Source organism: Citreimonas sp., from assembly GCF_042096055.1.
In the GTDB taxonomy this organism is placed as follows: Bacteria; Pseudomonadota; Alphaproteobacteria; order Rhodobacterales; family Rhodobacteraceae; genus Citreimonas.
This window is the reverse complement of record NZ_JBELMH010000009.1, coordinates 1-18,016: the sequence shown is the minus strand read 5'-3', so window position 1 is coordinate 18,016 and position 18,016 is coordinate 1. Positions and strand designations below refer to the sequence as shown.

Below are 18,016 nucleotides of genomic sequence, written 5' to 3'. Positions count from 1 at the left end.
GCACGACGGCGAAGCGGCTGCACGGGTCGCGGCGCTTCCAGACTCGGTTTTGATCACCTTCGCGCACGAGGTCATCTCGCGCCTCGCGCGCTGGGCCGACGACGTGGATCGCGCGCGGCACGAGGCCGAGCGGCCAAGGCAGCAGCCCGACGTGCCCGAACTGTGCCGCGCGCTGATCTCGCTCGACCCGCAGGCCGCCCGCAAGATGATCCTCAAGGCCCACGACGAGGGCGCGAGCCACGCGGACCTGTGCCTGTATCACATCAGCCCCGCCGCGCACCGCCTGGGCGTGCTGTGGGACCTGGGACGCGTGTCGTCGTCCGACATGCGGCTGGCCGGCGCGCGCACGCTGACGCTGCTGCGCGACCTGCGCGACCTCGCCCCGCCGTTCGAGCCGCGCCGCGGCCGCTGCGCGCTGTTCGCCACAGTGCCGGGTGAGGATCACGTACTGGGCATCACCATGGCGTCGGACCTGTTCCGCGACGACGGCTGGGACGTGCACCTGGAACTGGGAACCACCGAGGAACGGCTGGTCGAAATGGTCAAGCGGGCCCGCTTTCCCATCGTCGGGTTGTCGGCGGGCAGCCTCGAACGGCTGCCGGCTCTGGCGCACGTGATCGTGGCACTGCGCGTCGTTGCGCCCAAGGTGCTGGTCTTCGTGGGCGGCCGGCTGGCGCGCGACGATGACGGGCTGGCCGCGCGGGTGGGCGCGGACGGGGCGGCCTGGCAGATGGAGCATTGCCGCACCGAGCTCGAGCGGCTGCACGGTCTGCTGCCGGGCCTCAGCCAGAGCCGCTGACCAGCGCGATCACCGCGCTGACCGTCAGGATCGACGCCGTGGTCGAGATCAGGATCGACGCCGACACGCGCTGAGGCGCGACCCCGTAATGCTGCGCCAGGATGAAGACGTTGCCGGCCACCGGCAGCGCCGCGGCCGAGATCGCGACCGACGCCTTGTAGGCGTCGACCGGGAAGACGAAGAACGCCGCCAAGGCGACCAGCGCCGGGTGCAGCACCAGCTTGCAGAAGCTGAGCCACCCGGCGATCTGCAGCCGCTCGGCCGATTTCGACGCCAGCGATGCGCCGATGGCGAACAGCGCGCCAGGCGTCGCGGCGTTGCCGAGGATGGTCAGGAAGTCGTTGACCGGCGCGGGCAGCGGCAGCCCGGTCCAGGCAAAGGCAAGCCCCGAGACGATCGCCACGATCATCGGGTTCTTCACCAGCCCCAGCAGCACGGTCCGCACGATCGCGCCCGCGCCGCCCGTCCCGCGCGAGCCGGTGACCAGGATCACCAGCGCCGACGAGAACACGATCAGGTCGATGGACAGCACCAGGATGATCGGGCCGACCGCCTCCTGCCCCAGCAGGACGGCCAGCATCGGCACGCCGAGAAAGCCGGTGTTGCCGATCGCCGCGCATTGCGACTCGATCGCCGCGGTGGGGGTGTCGAGGCCGCGCAAAAAGGCCACGAGCATGGCGATGCCGTAGACGAAGGCGGTGCCCCACAGATACGCCATGGCCAGCCGCGCGTCGAAGATCTGGTCGATCGACAGCGTGGCCGAGAACCGGAACAGCATCGCCGACAGCGCGAAGTAGAAGACGAACTTCGTCAGGTAGGCGGTCGCCTCTTCCGAGAAGAAGTGCGTGCGCGCGGCGCCGTAGCCCAGCCCGATCAGGGCGAAGAAGGGCAGGGTCTTCAGCAGGATCTCAAGCATGGGCGCGGCCGCGCGCGAGCGGGCGGATCATCAGGGCGCGTCCACCGCGTCGAGGATGTGGCGCGCGACCATGAGGTCGAGATGCGCGCCACCGCCGTTCTTGAACAGCGTGATCTCGTCGTCGCTGGTGCGTGTCATGCGGTCCATGTCGTAGTAGTCGGCGATCACGTGGTCGGGCGTGAGGACGCCGGCCTCGAGCGGGATCTTCAGCTCTCCGATATGGCCCAACGTGGTGTCGCGGCTGTCGACGAAGACACGCGCGCGTTGCAAGGCGGTGTCGTCGGCCTCGCGCATGTCGGGCCGGTAGGCGCCGATCAGGTCGACATGAGTGCCGGGGCGCAGCCAGTCGCCCTTCAGGAAGGGTTCGGTCGCCATGGTCGCGCAGGCGACGATGTCGGCGCGGCGCACGGCCGGTTCCAGATCCTCGGTCCAGTCGATCCCGTGGGCGTTGGCGAAGCCGCGCGCCTTGGCGGGCGTGCGGTTCCAGACGGTGAAATGCGCGTTCGGGAAAACGGCGGAATAGGCCGCGACAAGCGAAGCGCCGACCGTGCCGGCGCCGGCGATGACGATTTCGCGGCTGCCGGGCCGCGCAAGGCGGCGGGCGGCCAGCAGGCTGTCGCCGGCGGTCTTCCACTTGGTCAGCAGGTGGAAGTCGACCACCGCCGCCAGCGTGCCGGAATCGTCGTGGTAGAGCGTGGCCGCCCCGTTCACCACCGCGCGTCCCGCATCCGGGTTGCCGGGAAAGATCGTGGCCACCTTGACCAGCAGCCCCAGCCCGTCGATCCAGGCCGAGCGGTTCAGCATCGTGTCGCGCCCGCGGTAGAGGAAGACGTCCGCGATCTCGGCCTTCGGCAGCCGGTGGCCGACCTCGATCGCGTCGGTGAGCTTCAGCCAGTCGAGGCGCCGCTCGCCCTCGGCGAAGGAGATGGTGCGCGTCATCGGGCCTGTTCCGTCGTCAGCAGGCCCTCGACCACCAGGCGCTGGGCCCAGCCGTCCGAGCCGGTGAAGAGGTGCGTCAGCCAGCCGCGCGCGTTGGCGGCGGCGATGTTGTCGGGCTTGTCGTCGGTGAACAGCAGCGCCTGCGGGGGCAGGCCGCAATCGGCCTCGACGCGTTCGTAGATCTCGGGCTCGGGCTTGATGACGCCCATGTGCCCCGAGACGTAGGTGCGGTCGAACTCGGACAGGAAGTCGAACTCGGGTGTGGCGACGGCCCAGGTGCTGATGCCGAAGTTGGTCAGCGCGAAGACCGGCACACCGTTGGCGCGCAGCGCGCGCAGCAGGCGGACGGAATGGTCGATCCGCGGCTGGGCCAGCTCGAGCCAGTTGTCGTGCCACATGCGGATGGCCTCGGCCCACTCGGGGTGGCGGTCGGCCCAGGCGTAGATCGTGTCGCGGAAGTCGCCGCCGCGGTCGACGTGGTCGTTCATGCCGTGCAGGTCGACCTCGGCGAACATCGCGCGGCGGGCGTCCTCGCCGATCACGCGGTCGTAGTACCGTTCCGGCTGCCACTCGATGAGGACGTTGCCGATGTCGAAGATCACCGCCTGCGGGGTCATGTCGTCTCCTTCACGGCCTTGCGCAACGCGGTTTCCAACGCGTCGAGGAAACGGCTGCGATCGGCCTTTGTAAAGCCCTTGCCGCCGCCCTGCCGGAACGGGTCCGCTGCGCGCAGGTCGGCCATCAGGTCGCGGGTGGCCAGCTGCTGGCCGATGTTGCGCGCGTCCAGCACCGAGCCGTCGTGACGCAGCACCTGCGCACCCGCCTCGACGCAGCGGGCGGCCAGCGGCATGTCGGCGGTGATCACCACGTCGCCGCGGCCGGCGCGCTCGGCGATCCAGATGTCGGCCGCGTCGGGACCGTCGGGGACGAAGACATGCTCGACCAGCGCGTTCTCGGAGGGGCGAAGCCCGCCGTTCGAAACCATCTTGAGCAGGACGCGGTGGCGGGTCGCCACGCGCTCGGCCTCGCCCTTCACGGGGCAGGCATCGGCATCGACGTACAGGATCGTCACGCGAACAGCGCCTCGGCGTGGAAGTCGACGTGGTCCTCGATGAAGGACGCGATGAAGAAATAGCTGTGGTCGTAGCCCTTCTGCATGCGGAAGGCGCCGTCCTGCCGGGCGCCGGCCATCGCCTCGGCCAGCGCCTCGGGCATCAGCTTGTCGAGGAACTGGTCGTCGCTGCCCTGGTCGATCAGCACGGGACCGTCAAAGCCGCCCTGGCGCATCAGCAGCGTGGAATCGTGCGCGGCCCAGGCGGCCTCGTCCTCGCCCAGATAGGCGATGAACTGCTTGCGGCCCCAGTCGGACTGCGTCGGATGCGCGATCGGCGCGAAGGCCGAGACGCTGGCGAAGCGACCCGGGTTGCGCATCGCGAGCGTCAGCGCGCCATGCCCGCCCATCGAATGCCCGGTGATGGCCTGCCGCTCCATGTCCACTGGAAATTGCGCCAGCGCGGCGGGAAGCTCGTCGGCGACGTAGTCCCACATGCGGAAATGCGGCGCCCAGGGGTCCTGCGTCGCATTGACGTAGAAGCCGGCGCCCTTGCCGAGGTCGAAGGCGTCGTCGTCGGCCGCATCCGCCGCGCGCGGCGAGGTGTCCGGGAAGACCAGCGCGATACCGGCCTCGGCCGCCCAAGCCTGCGCGCCGGCCTTGGTCATTGCATTCTCGTGCGTGCAGGTCAGCCCGGCGAGGAACCACAGCACCGGCACGGGGCCGTCCTGCGCCTCGGCCGGCAGGAACAGGCCGAAGGTCATCGGCCCGCCGCAGGCGTCGCTGTCATGGGTGTAGACGCGTTGCGTGCCGCCGAACGCGCGGTTTTCCGATTTCAGTTCCATCGCCCGTGCCCCTCGCTGGTGCCGTCTCGTCCGCTGTATAGCGGCGCGCGCGGCAATTGGCCACGCGGGCGGCAAGGAAACGCCGGGATCAGGTGCCGAAGCGTGCCATGAAGGTGTCGAGCGCGCCGTCGACGATGCGCTCGATCTCGGCCTCGGAGAAGTCCTGCTGCACGCCGAAGAGCAGCCGGGGCCAGAGATCGGCCTTGCACAACTCGGCGAACTGGTCGGCGGCCAGATCCATGTCGTCGATGCGCAACTCGCCCCGATCGCGGGCGGCGGTCAGGTAATCCACCAGCGCCTTGCGCATGGTCATCGGGCCGGATTTGTAGAATTCGCAGCCAAGCTCGGGGAAGCGGTCGGATTCGGCGACGCAGATGCGGAAGATGCGCTGCCCCATGCCCGAGAAGATGAAGCCGAGAAAGGTCTTTGCCGCCTGACGCAGCACGACGCGCGGCGGTTGCGACAGGTCCATGGTCATCATCGCCTCGTCGGCCTGCCGCTTGCACTGGGCGGTGGCGACCTCGATGAACAGCAGGCGCTTGTCGGGGAAATAGCTGTAGAGCGTGGCCTTCGACACGCCCGCTTCGCGCGCGATGTCGTCGACGCTGGCCCCTTCGAAGCCGTCCCTCAGGAACACCTCGCGTGCGCCGGCGAGAACCTGGTCGAACTTGCGACCCTTGCGCACAAGTGCCTGTGCCGACATGCCACCTCCACCCGTTGCGGAGCACCAACGTACGCCCGGTGGTTCAGGTCTGGCAAGACGTGCCGTCGCGGAGGCGGGACGGAGCGGCGGCGGCCCCGAGGGACCGTCGCCGCACAGGCTCAGCAGGATTCGGTCGGCTGGCAGGTCGGGGTCGTCTGGCTCGACTGGCTCGACACGGTCGGCGCGCTGTCGGGCGCCGGGAAGGTCAGGTCGGGCAGGAACATCGGGCCGATATTGGCGTGGCCGGCTGTCCCGGCGACGGCGAAAAGAGCGGCAAGCGCAATGCGTTTCATATGGTTCTCCGGTGTCGAATTTCTGAACCGAACAGTTCAGTTCGGTTTAAGTAAACCGTGCGGTTCACTTTGGCAATATGTCCCCACGCCCCGCACGGCTGAAAATGCCGCTCATTCGAAGCGTGGTTAACCTTACGTTAACCTTTTTGTTGACGCTGGGGAATACAACATCGGCTTTGCCAGGGCGATTTTTCCGCCAGCACCCGCGCGAAGCGGTGCTTCGCTGCCGGATTGGGCATCGCGGGGCCTACACCTTCGTGCCGGCGCGGCGTATGACGCGAGGCATGACCACCGTGCCCGATCTTTACCGCCAGCGCGCCGAAGCGGGGCTTTTGACCCCGGATGCGGCGCAGGAGGACGCGCTGCCCGAGCTCGAGCGCATACGCGCGGCGCTGGACAGCCCGCCCCGCCGCGGCCTGTTCCGCCGCGCGCCCGAGCCACCCAAGGGCCTATACCTGTGGGGCGGCGTCGGGCGCGGCAAGTCGATGCTGATGGACCTGTTCGTCGAGACGCTGACGGTGCCCGCGAGGCGGGTGCATTTTCACGCCTTCATGCAGGAGATCCAGTCCGAGATTCACCGCCTGCGCCAGCAGGGGCGCGACGATCCGATCGCGCCGGTCGCCGCCTCGGTCGCCGACAGCGTGCGGGTGCTGGCCTTCGACGAGATGCAGATCACCGACATCGCCGACGCGATGATCGTCGGGCGGCTGTTCGAGCAGCTGTTCGCGCGCGGCTGCGTGGTGGTCACGACCTCGAACAGGGTGCCGGACGACCTCTACAAGGACGGGCTGAACCGGCAGCTGTTCCTGCCGTTCATCGACCTGATCAAGGAGCGGCTGGTGGTGCACCAGTTGGCCAGCGACCGCGATTACCGGCAGGACCGGCTGACCGGCGCGCAGGTCTACTTCACCCCCGACGGCCCCGAGACGCGCCGTGCGATCGACGCGATCTGGAAGGACCTGACCGGCGGGCAAGAGGAGGCTCTGACCCTGACCGTGAAGGGCCGCGCGCTGGAGCTGGCGCGCTACCACAACGGCGTGGCACGGACGCGGTTCTACGACCTGTGCGGCCGTGCGCTGGGCCCCGCGGATTACCTCGCGCTGGCCGACGCGGTGCGTGTGCTGATCATCGAGGACATCCCCCGCCTGTCGCGCCGCAACTTCAACGAGGCGCGGCGCTTCGTCACCCTGGTCGACGCGCTCTACGAGGCGCGCGTGCGGCTGATCGTCAGCGCCGCCGACACGCCGGAATCGCTGTACGTCGAGGGGCCGGGCACCTTCGAGTTCGAGCGGACCGCATCGCGCCTGCGCGAGATGATGGCCGAGGGCTGGGGCGAGCGGACGTGAAAAAAAGGAGGTCCCGAGGGACCTCCGATACTGCTCTTTTTTTGGTTCTGCCTGCCGTGAATTCGGGTCGCACGGATCCGCAAAGCGACGCTGTCGCGCCCCTCGGCCCGTGGATGGAATGGGTCGGGAAGGTTGGTGGCTGGATCCACCGTTGGTCTCCAACACGTAGCGAATCAGCGTGCACCGGTCAACATCTAGTGTGCGGCCGCGAACAAAAAACTACCGCCATGCGGGAACGCTAGATATGGCGTTCTGTTAACGGATGATTAACCTTCGGTGCGCAGCACGTGGCCGGCCAGGTACAGGGACCCGCAGATCAGCACGCGCGCGCGCGGATCGCGGGCGGAGATCGCATCGAGCGCGGCGGCCACGCTTTCGGCAACGCAGGCGTCGTGGCCCGTCTCGGCCGCAAGGCGCGCGGTCTCGTCGGCGGGCAGGGTATTGGTCTCTCCGGGGATCGCGACGGCGGTCAGGCTGCGCGCCAGCGGCGCCAGCGGCCGCAGGAAGCCGCGCGCGTCCTTGGTGTTCAGCATCCCGCAGATCAGGTGCGTCGGGCGCTCCGGCAGGCCCGACAGGTGCGTGGCCAGCGCCTGCCCGGCGGCCGGGTTGTGCCCGCCGTCGAGCCAAAGCTCGACCCTCGGGGCCCGTTCCGCCAGGGGGCCGGTGGCCAGGCGCTGCATCCGTGCAGGCCACTGCGCGAAGGTCACGGCGGCCTCGGCCGCTGTGTCGCCCATGCCCAGCAGGCGCAGCACGGCCAGCGCGGCGCCGGCGTTGTCGATCTGGTGCGCGCCCGGCAGGTTGGGCGGCGGCAGGTCCAGCAGGCCGCGCTCGTCCTGGTAGACCAGCCGGTCGCGTTCGCGCGCCGCGTGCCAGTGCTGCCCCTGGGCCAAAAGGGGCGCGCCGAGGCGCATCGCCTGCGCCTCGATCACGTCCGTAGCGTCCGGCTGCTGGCGAGAGACGATGCAGGGCACGCCGCGCTTGATGATGCCGGCCTTCTCGCCGGCGATCTTGGCCAGCGTGTCGCCCAAGTACTGTTCGTGGTCCATGCTGACCGGCGTGATGACGGTCGCGGCGGGTTTTTCGAGCACGTTGGTGGCGTCCAGACGTCCGCCCAGCCCGACCTCGAGCAGCGTGAAGTCGGCTGGCGTGCGCGCCATCGCGAGGATTGCGGCCACGGTTGTGATCTCGAAATAGGTGATCGGCGCGCCGCCGTTCGCGGCCTCGCATTCGTCCAGAACCGCCGACAGCGCCGTCTCGTCGATCAGGTCGCCGGCCAGGCGGATGCGTTCGTGGAAGCGCACGAGGTGCGGCGAGGTATAGACGTGGCAGCGCTTGCCCGCGCCCTCGAGCCCCGCGCGCAGCATCGCGATGGTCGAGCCCTTGCCGTTGGTGCCGGCCACGTGGACCACCGGCGGCAAGTCGCGCTGCGGGTTGCCGAGCGCGTCCAGCAGTCGCCAGACTCGGTCGAGCGTCAGGTCGATGATCTTGGGGTGCAGCGCCATCATCCGCGTCAGGATGATGTCGGACGTCCCGGCCATCATGCGGCCCCGGTCATTTCGTACCGGCGCCTTTCGCGGCCTCGGGCGCGGGTGCCACCGCAGGCGCGTCCTCGGGGCCCGGCGGCGGCAGGTCGCCCCAGGTGGCGGGCGGCGCCTTCATCAGCATGCGCGTCAGCACGATCAGCTCCTCGCGCATCTTCCGGCGGTCGGTCACGCGGTCGAGCATGCCGTGCTCCAGCAGGTACTCGGCCCGCTGAAAGCCCTCGGGCAGCTTCTCGCGGATGGTCTGCTCGATGACGCGGGGGCCGGCGAAGCAGATCAGCGCGTTCGGCTCGGCGATCTGGACGTCGCCCAGCATCGCGTAGGAGGCGGTGACGCCGCCTGTGGTGGGGTGCGTCAGCACCACGATGTAGGGCAGGCCGGCCTCTTTCAGCATCTGCACGGCGACGGTGGTGCGCGGCATCTGCATCAGGCTCAGGATGCCCTCCTGCATGCGCGCGCCGCCGGCGGCCGAGAACAGGATCAGCGGGCGGCCCAGTTTCACCGCCTCCTGCGCGGCGGCTATGATGGCGTTGCCCACGTACATGCCCATCGAGCCAGCCATGAAGCTGAAATCCTGCGCCGCCGCGACGATCGGCATGCGACCGATCTCGCCGGTGGCGACCAGCATGGCCTCTTTCTCTCCGGTCGAGCGCTGCGCGGCCTTCAGCCGGTCGGGATAGCGTTTCTGGTCGCGGAAGTGCAGCGGGTCGGTCACCGGCTCGGGCACGGCGACCTGATTGAAGACGCCGCCGTCGAACAGCGCGGTGAAGCGGTCGCGCGGCGTGATGTGCATGTGGTGGTCGCAGTTGCTGCACACGTTGAGATTGTCGCTAATCTCGCGGTGGAACAGCATGGTGCCGCAAGCATCGCATTTCGACCAGAGGTTCTCGGGCACCTCTCGGCGCGAGAAGATCGAGTTGATGCGCGGGCGTACGTAGTTCGTGATCCAGTTCATGCGGGATCCTGCTGCGGCTGACAGGCCGGACTTACGCCCCGCAACGGAGGAATGCAATCCGGGCGGGAACGTGCGCATTAACAACTTTGAAGCCTGTTGGTCGGTACGGTGCCCGCAATCTAGAGGCAGCGGACGGGTTTCCCCGAATGAACATGCCACGACACGCGGACAGGCGCATGCGCGCCCGGCTGGCCGGGCTTGGCGCGGCCGTCCTCGTGTGTCTGGTGGCTTTGGCGGGGGAGGCGCTGGCGCTGCAGGAGCGGTGGCGGGTCTATCTGGACGCGGATTTTACCCACACTCCGGCGGTCGCGCGGGGGATCGAGGCGGGCCTGCGCGCCGCGCTCGAGCATCACGGCGCGGCGGACGAGATCGCGATCCTGACGCAGGACCACCGGGGCAATTCGCGGCGCTCGGTCGACACGATGCGCACGGCGGCGTCGGATCCGCTGGCGATCGCGGTCATCGGCGGCATGCAGTCGCCGCCTTACCTGACGTATAACGCCGACATCAACGCGCTGGGCATCCCGGTGCTGCTGCCCTGGTCGTCGAGCGCGCCGATCACCCGCAGCGCGCCAACCTCGCGCAACTGGATGTTCCGCGTCGCGGTCGACGACAAGACCGCGGCGCCGTACCTCGCGGGGCAGGCTCTGGGATCTGGCTGTCGCGCACCGGCGATGGTTGTGGTCGACACGCCCTGGGGCATCGGAAACGCCGTGGCGCTGAGCCGCGAGTTCGAGCTCGCGGGCCTGCCACCGGTGGGGGTCTGGCGCATGCCGCAGGGGGCCGGGCAGGCGGTGGCCGCCGGCGTCGTCCAGCAGATGAGCGACGCGGACTGCGTGATGCTGGCCGCGGACTCCTTCAACGCGGCCAACCTGTTGCAGGAACTGGCCCGGACCGACCGGCCGCCGCGGGTCTTTTCGCACTGGGGCATCTTCGGTGACGTTGACCTGTTCGAGCAGATCCGCGTGCCGCTCGCGCGCGTCGACCTGCGCATCCTCGGCTCCTGCGCGCTGCGCGACGCGGCGATCGCGGGCGATCTGGCGCGCGTCGTGGCCGAGATCGTCCAGAGCGGCGGCACAGTGCCCGATTACGGCGGGCTGCCCGCTCCGCATGCGTTCTTTCACGGGTTCGACGTGGCGACCCTGCTGATCGCGGCGCTCGACGACGCCCGCAAAAGGCCCGGGTTCGATTCGTTCCCCGCCGCGCGGCGAGCGGCGATCCGGCAGGCGTTCTATCACCTGGACGCGCCGCTGCAGGGCCTCATCAAGACTTACAAGGCGCCGTTCTCGCCGTTTCATCCGCACAACCCCGACGGCCACGAGGCGCTGACCGGTGACGATTTGTGCATGAGCCGTTTCGACGCGCTGGGCCGGCTGCGGCCAAGCCTGCGCGGGCCGGAGGCCGGCGCGGTCGCGTCGGCCGGGCACGAATGACCTCGGCGGTCGCCGACCGCCGGGGACGCGCCGCGCGCCGCAGCGGTGGACCCGCGCGGATCGCGGCGGCACGGTCGAGGCTGGCCGACGGCAAGATCCTGGGCAAGCGGTTCACGTGGGTCGTGCTGGCGGGCTACATCGCGGCGATCATCGTCGTGGGTTTCGGCGTGCGCTTCAGCGCGCAGCCCTTCCTCGACCAGATGCAGCGCGAGGCGATGACCGAACGCGCGGCCGCCCGCGCGCGGGAGATCGACGCGCGCATCGCCGAAGTCGTCGAGACGATCCTTCACCTGAAAAGCGACGAGTCGATCTCGCGGCTGGTGCTGGGCTTCGACCGCGTGACCTACAAGGCCGAGGACGTGCTGGCCGAGCTCGACGGCCAGAAACACGTCCGCCACGCGATCCTGGACTACAAGGGCACGCCGATCCTGCGCTCGCCCGGCTTCATGCTGCGCGAGAGCAAGGCCGCCTTCTCGGCAATCGAGTTCTACAGCGCCGCCCGCCTGCTCAGCGTCGAGCGGCCCTTGGCCGAGGCGGTACGCCTGCGGATGTCCGACGACGATGGCATGGCGCACCTGCTGGTGGTGCTGCCCATCGCCTCGCGCGGACTGGTCGAGGGCGTGCTGATCGTCGAGCGGGTGATCGAGCTGCCGACGGTGGCCTCGGTCGGGCTGACCGCGCCGTTCTCCGACAGCGACTGGGTCGTCATGTCGAACTTTCAACTGGGCATGATCGGACAGTGGCGCGACCTGTCGACCAGCCCCATCCACGCGCGGATCGGCGACACCGGTTACAGCCTGGTGCGGCTGGCCAACCACGAGGAGATCGCCACGCTGGGCTGGGACCTGGTGCAGAGCGTGCTGTTCGTCGTGGTCTGGGGGATGGCCGTGCCGTTCCTCGGCATGGTCGTCTTCGGGCGCGGCGTCATCTCGAAACCTTACGAGGCGCTGGCCGCGTCGCGCCAGAAGCTGGCGCGCAGCCAGAAGGAGGTGGCGGAACTGGCGCAAATCGCCACCATGTCGCACGAGGCGATCCTGGTCACCGACCGCGACCAGCGGATCATCTGGCACAACCCGGCCTTCTCCGTGCTCACCGGCTATGCCGAGGAAGAGGCGCTGGGCCGGCATCCCGGCCGCCTGCTGCAGGGGCCTGACACCGATGAGGAAACGGTCGCGCGCCTGCGGGCCGCGATCGCTTCGGCCCGTCCGGTGCGCGAGGAGCTGGTGAACTACCGCCGCGACGGCAAGCCCTACTGGGTCTCGCTGTCGATTTCGCCGCTCAGCGGCGAGGATGGCGTGGTCGATCGGTACGTGGCGATCTCGTCCGACGTGACCCACAAGAAGCTGGCCGAGCGGCGGCTCGAGGATGCCCGCCGCCAGACCGAGCATCACGCGCTGCACGACGCGCTGACCGGCCTGCCCAACCGGCGCAGCGTCGATGGCTTGCTCGAGGCCGAGATCGGCAGCGACGACGGCGCCCGCACCTTGGTGCGCGTCGATCTGGACCACTTCAAGGCGGTGAACGACACCCACGGTCACGCCGCCGGCGACCACGTGCTGAAACACGTCAGCGACGCCCTGTGCGCCGAGATCCACGAGACCGACTTCGCCGGCCGCATCGGCGGCGACGAGTTCGTCATCGCACTCGGCCCCGGCCGCAGCGCCGAGGACGGCGTCGCGCTGGCCGAGCGGCTGCAATCGGCGATCCGCCGCGACGTGGTGTTCGAAGGCAAGACCTGCCGCGTCGGAGCCAGCTTCGGGGTGGCCAGTTCCGAGGACGGGCTGATCAGCAACCGGCAGCTGCTGGTCGCCGCCGACGCCGCCCTTTACGAGGCCAAGGAGCACGGCCGCAGCCAGACCGTCCTCTACACCCCCGAGATCCACGCCGGCGTTCAGGACAAGCGACGCCTGTCGGTCGAGATCGAGCGCGGCATCGAGAACGAGGAATTCGTGCCGCTCTTCCAACCGCAGGTCGACGCGGTGACGGAACGTGTCGTCGGTGCCGAAGTGCTGATGCGCTGGCAGCATCCCGAGCGCGGCGTGCTGACACCCGATCAGTTCCTGCCGATGGCGACGCGGCTGGCCCTGGTCCCCGAGATCGACCGCATCATCTATCGCCAGGGCTTGCGCGCCGCCGCCGAGATGGAGCGCATCGGTCAGGGGCTGCCGAAGATCTCGTTCAACGTGGGCTCGGCGCAGATCGAGGATCCGGTGCTGATCTCGGTCGCAGACCTCTACGACATCGAAAGCACCACCGTTGCCTTCGAGATCCTCGAAAGCGTGCTGGTCGAGGAGCAGTCGAGCAATTTTCGCCTCCAGGTGGACCGGCTGCGCGACCGCGGCTACCGGATCGAGGTGGACGATTTCGGCTCGGGGCACGCATCGGTGGTGGGGCTGATGCAGCTCAACCCCGATGCCATGAAGATTGACCAGCGGCTGATCATCCCGATCATCAGTTCGGCCAAGACCCGCGATCTGGTGCGCCACATCGTCGGCATCGGCCGGTCCTTCGGCATCTCGGTCACCGCCGAGGGGGTCGAGACCGCCGAGCACGCTGTGATCCTGCGCGAGCTGGGTTGCAACACCCTGCAGGGTTTTCACTACGCCCGACCGCTGAACGTGGTCGAACTGCTGGACATGGTCGAGGAGCGCGGCACGATCCGCCCCGGCCAGACGGGCGACGACCCACTTCCCGCAGGCCATTCGGAGAGCACCGCATGAGCATCGGGACCGCGACGGCATCGCGCTTGAACGGTGCAGGGGCGTTCGCTATGCCGGATCGGAACACGCGATCCGGGAGAGAAACGCCATGCTGAAACGCCGCTTCGACAAGTCCAAGCTGCCCAGCCGTTACGTGACCGAGGGCCCCGAACGGGCGCCGCACCGGTCCTACTACTACGCCATGGGCATGACCGAGGACGAGATCCACCAGCCCCTGGTCGGCGTCGCCACCTGCTGGAACGAGGCCGCGCCGTGCAATATCGCGCTGTCGCGGCAGGCGCAGGCGGTCAAGGGCGGCGTCAAGCAGGCCTACGGAACCCCGCGCGAATTCACCACGATCACCGTGACCGACGGCATCGCGATGGGCCACGAGGGCATGCGCTCCTCGCTGGCGAGCCGTGAGGCCATCGCCGACACGGTCGAGCTGACGATGCGCGGTCATTGCTACGACGCGATCGTCGGCCTCGCCGGCTGCGACAAGTCGCTGCCGGGCATGATGATGGCCATGGTCCGGCTGAACGTGCCGTCGGTGTTCATCTACGGCGGCTCGATCCTGCCGGGCCGCGCCCCGCAGGTCGACGAGATCCCCGAGGATTTCCGCACCCGGGACCTGACCGTGCAGGACATGTTCGAGGCCGTGGGCCGTCACCAGAACAACCAGTTGTCCGACGCGGCGCTCGACATGCTCGAACGTGTGGCGTGCCCGTCGGCGGGCGCATGCGGCGGCCAGTTCACGGCCAACACCATGGCCTGCGTGTCCGAGGCGATCGGGCTGGCGCTGTTCAACTCTTCCGGCATGCCGGCGCCGTACGAGTCTCGCGACCAGTACGGCGAGGCGTCGGGCCAGGCGGTGATGAACCTGCTCGAGAAGAACATCCGCGCGCGCGACATCGTCACCCGCAAGGCGCTGGAAAACGCGGCGCGGGTCGTCGCCTGCACCGGCGGCAGCACCAACGCCGGCTTGCACATGCCCGCCATCGCGCACGAGGCGGGGATCGAGTTCTTCCTCGACGACGTGTGCGAGATCTTCCGCGACACGCCCTACTTCGTCGATCTCAAGCCGGGCGGCCAGTTCGTGGCCATGGACCTCTACGAGGCGGGCGGCGTGCCGGTCGTGATGAACGAGCTTCGCAAGGCGGGCCTGATCCACGAGGATTGCATGACCGCCAGCGGCTACTCCGTCGGCGAGGAACTGGACAAGGTCACCCGCAAAGCGGACGGCAAGGTCATCCACGCGATCGAGAACCCGATCACCAAGACAGGCGGCGTCGTCGGCCTCAAGGGCAACCTCGCGCCGCAGGGTGCCATCGTGAAGGTCGCCGGCATCAAGGCCGAGGACCAGGTTTTCACCGGCCCCGCGCGCGTGTTCGAATGCGAGGAGGACGCCTTTGCCGCCGTCAAGGCGCGCAAGTACGAGGAAGGCGAGGTCATCGTCATCCGCAACGAGGGCCCCGCAGGCGGCCCCGGCATGCGCGAGATGCTGTCGACCACAGCCGCGCTTTCGGGGCAGGGCATGGGCAAGAAAGTCGCGCTGATCACCGACGGGCGCTTCTCGGGCGCCACGCGCGGGTTCTGCGTGGGCCATGTCGGTCCCGAGGCCGCGCATGGCGGGCCGATCGCGCTGCTGAAGGACGGCGACATGATCACCATCGACGCCGTGCAGGGCACGCTGTCGGTCGACCTAGACCAGGAGGAACTCGACCGCCGCCGCGCCGCCTGGGGTGGCCCGCGCGAGACGATCTACGCGTCGGGTGCGCTCTACAAGTACGCGCAGCTTGTCGGCGAGACCTACAAGGGGGCGGTGACGCATCCCGGTGGGGCGGCCGAGAAGCACGTCTACATGGACCTGTAACCGCGTTGCGCCCGGTCCGTCGTCTTGTCTGCCTTCTCGCGGTGCTTGCCACCGCCGCCATCGGCGAAGAGGACGAAACGGCGGACCGGGTCTATCCGCTGACGCGAACGATGCTCGCAGGCGGCGAGATCGCCGTCGCCGGGCCGCCGGGCTACTGCATCGACCGGCAGACGCGCCGGGACGACGGCCTCTCGGGGTTCGTGCTGATCGCGCCCTGCACCCACACCGACGACGGCGCAGAGCCGGAAGAGACGGTGGAACCGCTCATCGTCAGCGTCACCGTGGGCCCGCGAGGCGCGGCGCGGGATCTGCCCGAACCCGCCGCGCTGGCCGAACTTGCCGGCGCGCCGCTGATCGAGGGACAGACCCTCGACGGGCTGTTGCTGGTGCACCTGTCCGACGGCGGACGCAGCGCCATCCCCGACGGCGACGCGCGGCACTGGCGCGGCGCCTTCCTGCAGAATGGGCACCTGATCGGGCTGGCCCTCTATGCGCCAGAGGGCAGCACGCTTGCGGACGCCGGAGGAGCCGCGTTCCTGGCGTCACTGCGCGCCGGGATCGAGGCGATGAACCGTATGGGGCCGCGGTGACGGCCTGGCCGGCGTCGGACGGGGCCGCATGATCGGCGGCTGGCGTTTGCCGGGGCGACGCGTCCCGCGCCGCGCGGCCGATGGCGCTGCCGCCGCACAGTGGACGCAGTGGCGACCCGAGGCCTGGCTGCGCCATCTCGACGCACCCCGCATGACCGGCGCGACCAGCCCCTCAGCCTTCGGCACTGGCCTGACGCTGTTCCACGATTGCCCGCTGTCCGACATCGCGCTGGCACAGTCGGGTAGCGACGCGGCGGAGTTGACGCCTTCGGTGGAGATTTCGGTCGCGCAATTCGCAGGGTCGTACCTGTCGCTGGTGATCGATGTTCCGCCGGACAGGGCGCAGCCGCTGACGGCCGAAGACATCCTTTGCCTTGCCCTGCGCCTGACTGACGACCGTGCGCATCATGTCTCGGCGCGGCTGAACCTGCGCACGGGTCCGAACCTGATCACCATGACGCGCATGCCCGTTGCGGACGGCGCAGAGGGTCGGCTGCTGGTGGAATTCGACCTCGGCCGCTCGGACCTGGGCGAAAGGCGTGTCTCGGCGGCCTGGCTGGACTTGATCTTCGACGCGCCGAAACCCGGCCGGATCGTGGTCGCCGACCTTGGCGTAAGCCGCCACCGCCGTGCCGGGTTCTGAGCCGCCCCGGCCGAAAACTCGGGTCACCGCCGCCCCTCCCCCGTGCCGGGGTGGGATCGCGTTGACGTTCCCGTGGCCGCGGTTCACGGTGCGCCCACCGCTGTCCGAACTGGGGCCTTGATGTTTCCGCTGCGCGGGATTGCGCTGAAGCTGTCCTCCGTCTTCCTGTTCACCATCATGGCTGCACTGGTGAAGGCCAATGCCGATGCCGTGCCGCCGGGGCAGGCGGTGTTCTTCCGTTCGCTCTTCGCGCTGCCGATCATCGTCGTCTGGCTGGCGATGCGGGGTGACCTGAGGACCGGCCTGAAGGTCCAGCGCCCGATGGGCCATGTCTGGCGGGGCGTGATCGGCGTGGGGGCGATGGGCTTCGGCTTTGCCGCGCTGGGCCTGCTGCCGCTGCCCGAGGTGACCGCGCTGGGCTACGCCTCGCCGATGCTGACGGTGCTGTTCGCCGCGGCGCTTCTGGGCGAACGGTTGCGTCTGTTCCGGCTGAGCGCGGTGGCGCTGGGGCTGGTGGGCGTTGCGGTCGTGATGTGGCCGCGGCTGACGCTGGACCAGCTTCAGGGCGCGGCGACGCTTGGCGTGATCTGCGTGCTGGCCTCGGCGGCGCTGCGGGCGCTGGTGCAGATCCATATCCGCCGGCTGGTCGCGACCGAGGAGACCTCGGCCATCGTGTTCTACTTCTCGCTGACCGCGACGCTGCTGTCGCTGCTCAGCCTGCCGTTCGGCTGGACGATGCCGAGCGCCGAGGTCGCCCTGATGCTGGTCGGCACCGGGCTCATCGGGGGCGTGGCGCAGATCCTGCTGACCTCGGCCTACCGCACGACCGAGGCGGCGGTGCTGGCGCCGTTCGACTATGCCTCGATCCTGTTCGCGATCCTGTTCGGCATGGCCTTCTTCGACGAGGTGCCGGGGTCGAACGTGATCGTGGGGTCGGTCATCGTGATGGCGGCGGGCGTCATCATCGTCTGGCGCGAGAGGGCGTTGGGCCTGCAGCGCGGCAAGGCGCGCCCCAACATGACACCGCACGCCTAGAGGTCGAAGGCCTCGCCCAGCCAGTAGGCCGGCAACAGCGCCGCGCGGCGGAACGGCCCCAACGGAAAGCGCCCCGGGGTGGCCTGCATGAGGCGCGGCCAGGGACGCCGGGGCGCGCGGCCCTGCGCCACGTCCGCCATGAGCGCGCCCGTGTAGCTGGCCATCGCGACGCCGTTGCCGTGATAGCCGAGCGCGGCGAACAGACCCGGATGCTCCGGCACCGGCCCCGCGAAGGGCGTCAGCCGCGCCATCAGGCACACGAGGCCCGCCCATTCATGCGTGATGCGCGCGCCCTGCCACGCCGGGAACAGGCGGGCGAAGTCGGCGCGGATCTTCTGCGCGATCGCCGCCTGCG

The 18,016-nt window shown here is 69.2% G+C and carries 18 protein-coding genes; 8 read left to right on the top strand and 10 right to left on the bottom strand.

What is annotated here, in order from left to right:
* The first annotated feature begins 49 nt into the window (after positions 1-49).
* The gene (locus ACFDTC_RS03940; protein ID WP_375257568.1) at positions 50-799 is read left to right on the top strand and encodes a B12-binding domain-containing protein; all 750 of its coding nucleotides are present in this window, start codon (positions 50-52) and stop codon (positions 797-799) included.
* On the opposite strand, the gene ACFDTC_RS03935 is transcribed toward ACFDTC_RS03940, so the two are convergent.
* From ACFDTC_RS03935 to ACFDTC_RS03905, 7 genes are all read right to left on the bottom strand, one after another.
* Positions 783-1,715 carry an AEC family transporter gene (locus ACFDTC_RS03935; RefSeq protein ID WP_375257567.1) on the bottom strand — a complete coding sequence of 311 codons (933 nt, stop codon included), beginning with the start codon at positions 1,713-1,715 and terminating at the stop codon, positions 783-785. The two genes, ACFDTC_RS03940 and ACFDTC_RS03935, sit on opposite strands and share 17 nt — an antisense overlap.
* A gap of 30 nt (positions 1,716-1,745) precedes the next feature.
* On the bottom strand, positions 1,746-2,654 hold the full coding sequence (locus ACFDTC_RS03930; protein WP_375257566.1) for an ornithine cyclodeaminase family protein: 909 nt from the start codon (positions 2,652-2,654) through the stop codon (positions 1,746-1,748).
* A complete protein-coding gene (locus ACFDTC_RS03925) occupies positions 2,651-3,271 on the bottom strand; it encodes an HAD family hydrolase (protein WP_375257565.1) in 621 nt (206 codons plus the stop codon). The genes ACFDTC_RS03930 and ACFDTC_RS03925 overlap by 4 nt, the downstream gene beginning before the upstream one ends.
* Positions 3,268-3,726: a YaiI/YqxD family protein gene (locus tag ACFDTC_RS03920; RefSeq protein WP_375257564.1), complete on the bottom strand. Its 459-nt coding sequence runs from the start codon at positions 3,724-3,726 to the stop codon at positions 3,268-3,270. The genes ACFDTC_RS03925 and ACFDTC_RS03920 overlap by 4 nt, the downstream gene beginning before the upstream one ends.
* The gene (gene fghA, locus ACFDTC_RS03915; protein WP_375257563.1) at positions 3,723-4,550 is read right to left on the bottom strand and encodes an S-formylglutathione hydrolase; all 828 of its coding nucleotides are present in this window, start codon (positions 4,548-4,550) and stop codon (positions 3,723-3,725) included. Before fghA ends, ACFDTC_RS03920 begins: the two co-directional genes overlap by 4 nt.
* Before the next feature lie 88 nt (positions 4,551-4,638).
* Entirely contained in the window at positions 4,639-5,253 is a 615-nt protein-coding gene (locus ACFDTC_RS03910) for a TetR/AcrR family transcriptional regulator (protein WP_375257562.1), read from the bottom strand.
* 119 nt (positions 5,254-5,372) lie between these two features.
* Positions 5,373-5,546, bottom strand: coding sequence for a hypothetical protein (locus ACFDTC_RS03905; protein WP_375257561.1), 174 nt, complete (start codon positions 5,544-5,546; stop codon positions 5,373-5,375).
* A 284-nt stretch (positions 5,547-5,830) separates the two neighbouring features.
* Between ACFDTC_RS03905 and zapE the strand changes: the two genes are divergently transcribed.
* Complete coding sequence (zapE, locus tag ACFDTC_RS03900; protein WP_375257560.1) at positions 5,831-6,892, top strand: cell division protein ZapE; 1,062 nt, start codon at positions 5,831-5,833, stop codon at positions 6,890-6,892.
* A 266-nt stretch (positions 6,893-7,158) separates the two neighbouring features.
* Here the strand turns inward: zapE and ACFDTC_RS03895 are convergent, their stop codons facing one another.
* Positions 7,159-8,433 (bottom strand): bifunctional folylpolyglutamate synthase/dihydrofolate synthase, encoded by a 1,275-nt coding sequence (locus ACFDTC_RS03895; RefSeq protein WP_375257559.1) that lies wholly within the window; start codon positions 8,431-8,433, stop codon positions 7,159-7,161.
* 10 nt (positions 8,434-8,443) lie between these two features.
* Complete coding sequence (gene accD, locus ACFDTC_RS03890) at positions 8,444-9,388, bottom strand: acetyl-CoA carboxylase, carboxyltransferase subunit beta (RefSeq protein ID WP_375257558.1); 945 nt, start codon at positions 9,386-9,388, stop codon at positions 8,444-8,446.
* Positions 9,389-9,564: 176 nt separating this feature from the next.
* On the opposite strand from accD, the gene ACFDTC_RS03885 reads away from it, so the two are divergent.
* The 6 genes from ACFDTC_RS03885 (at position 9,565) to ACFDTC_RS03860 (ending at position 17,661) form a co-directional block, all read left to right on the top strand.
* A complete protein-coding gene (locus tag ACFDTC_RS03885) occupies positions 9,565-10,821 on the top strand; it encodes an ABC transporter substrate-binding protein (protein ID WP_375257557.1) in 1,257 nt (418 codons plus the stop codon).
* Entirely contained in the window at positions 10,818-13,541 is a 2,724-nt protein-coding gene (locus tag ACFDTC_RS03880; RefSeq protein ID WP_375257556.1) for a putative bifunctional diguanylate cyclase/phosphodiesterase, read from the top strand. Before ACFDTC_RS03885 ends, ACFDTC_RS03880 begins: the two co-directional genes overlap by 4 nt.
* Positions 13,542-13,629: 88 nt before the next feature.
* A complete protein-coding gene (ilvD, locus tag ACFDTC_RS03875; RefSeq protein WP_375257555.1) occupies positions 13,630-15,393 on the top strand; it encodes a dihydroxy-acid dehydratase in 1,764 nt (587 codons plus the stop codon).
* A gap of 41 nt (positions 15,394-15,434) precedes the next feature.
* Positions 15,435-15,983 carry a dihydroxy-acid dehydratase gene (locus ACFDTC_RS03870; protein WP_375257554.1) on the top strand — a complete coding sequence of 183 codons (549 nt, stop codon included), beginning with the start codon at positions 15,435-15,437 and terminating at the stop codon, positions 15,981-15,983.
* Positions 15,984-16,011: 28 nt separating this feature from the next.
* On the top strand, positions 16,012-16,626 hold the full coding sequence (locus tag ACFDTC_RS03865) for a DUF6478 family protein (protein WP_375257553.1): 615 nt from the start codon (positions 16,012-16,014) through the stop codon (positions 16,624-16,626).
* Positions 16,627-16,746: 120 nt separating this feature from the next.
* Positions 16,747-17,661 (top strand): DMT family transporter, encoded by a 915-nt coding sequence (locus ACFDTC_RS03860; RefSeq protein WP_375257614.1) that lies wholly within the window; start codon positions 16,747-16,749, stop codon positions 17,659-17,661.
* Here ACFDTC_RS03860 and ACFDTC_RS03855 read toward each other — a convergent pair.
* The coding region (locus ACFDTC_RS03855; RefSeq protein ID WP_375257552.1) for an NAD(P)/FAD-dependent oxidoreductase at positions 17,658-18,016 on the bottom strand (359 nt) is incomplete at its 5' end. The genes ACFDTC_RS03860 and ACFDTC_RS03855 overlap by 4 nt on opposite strands.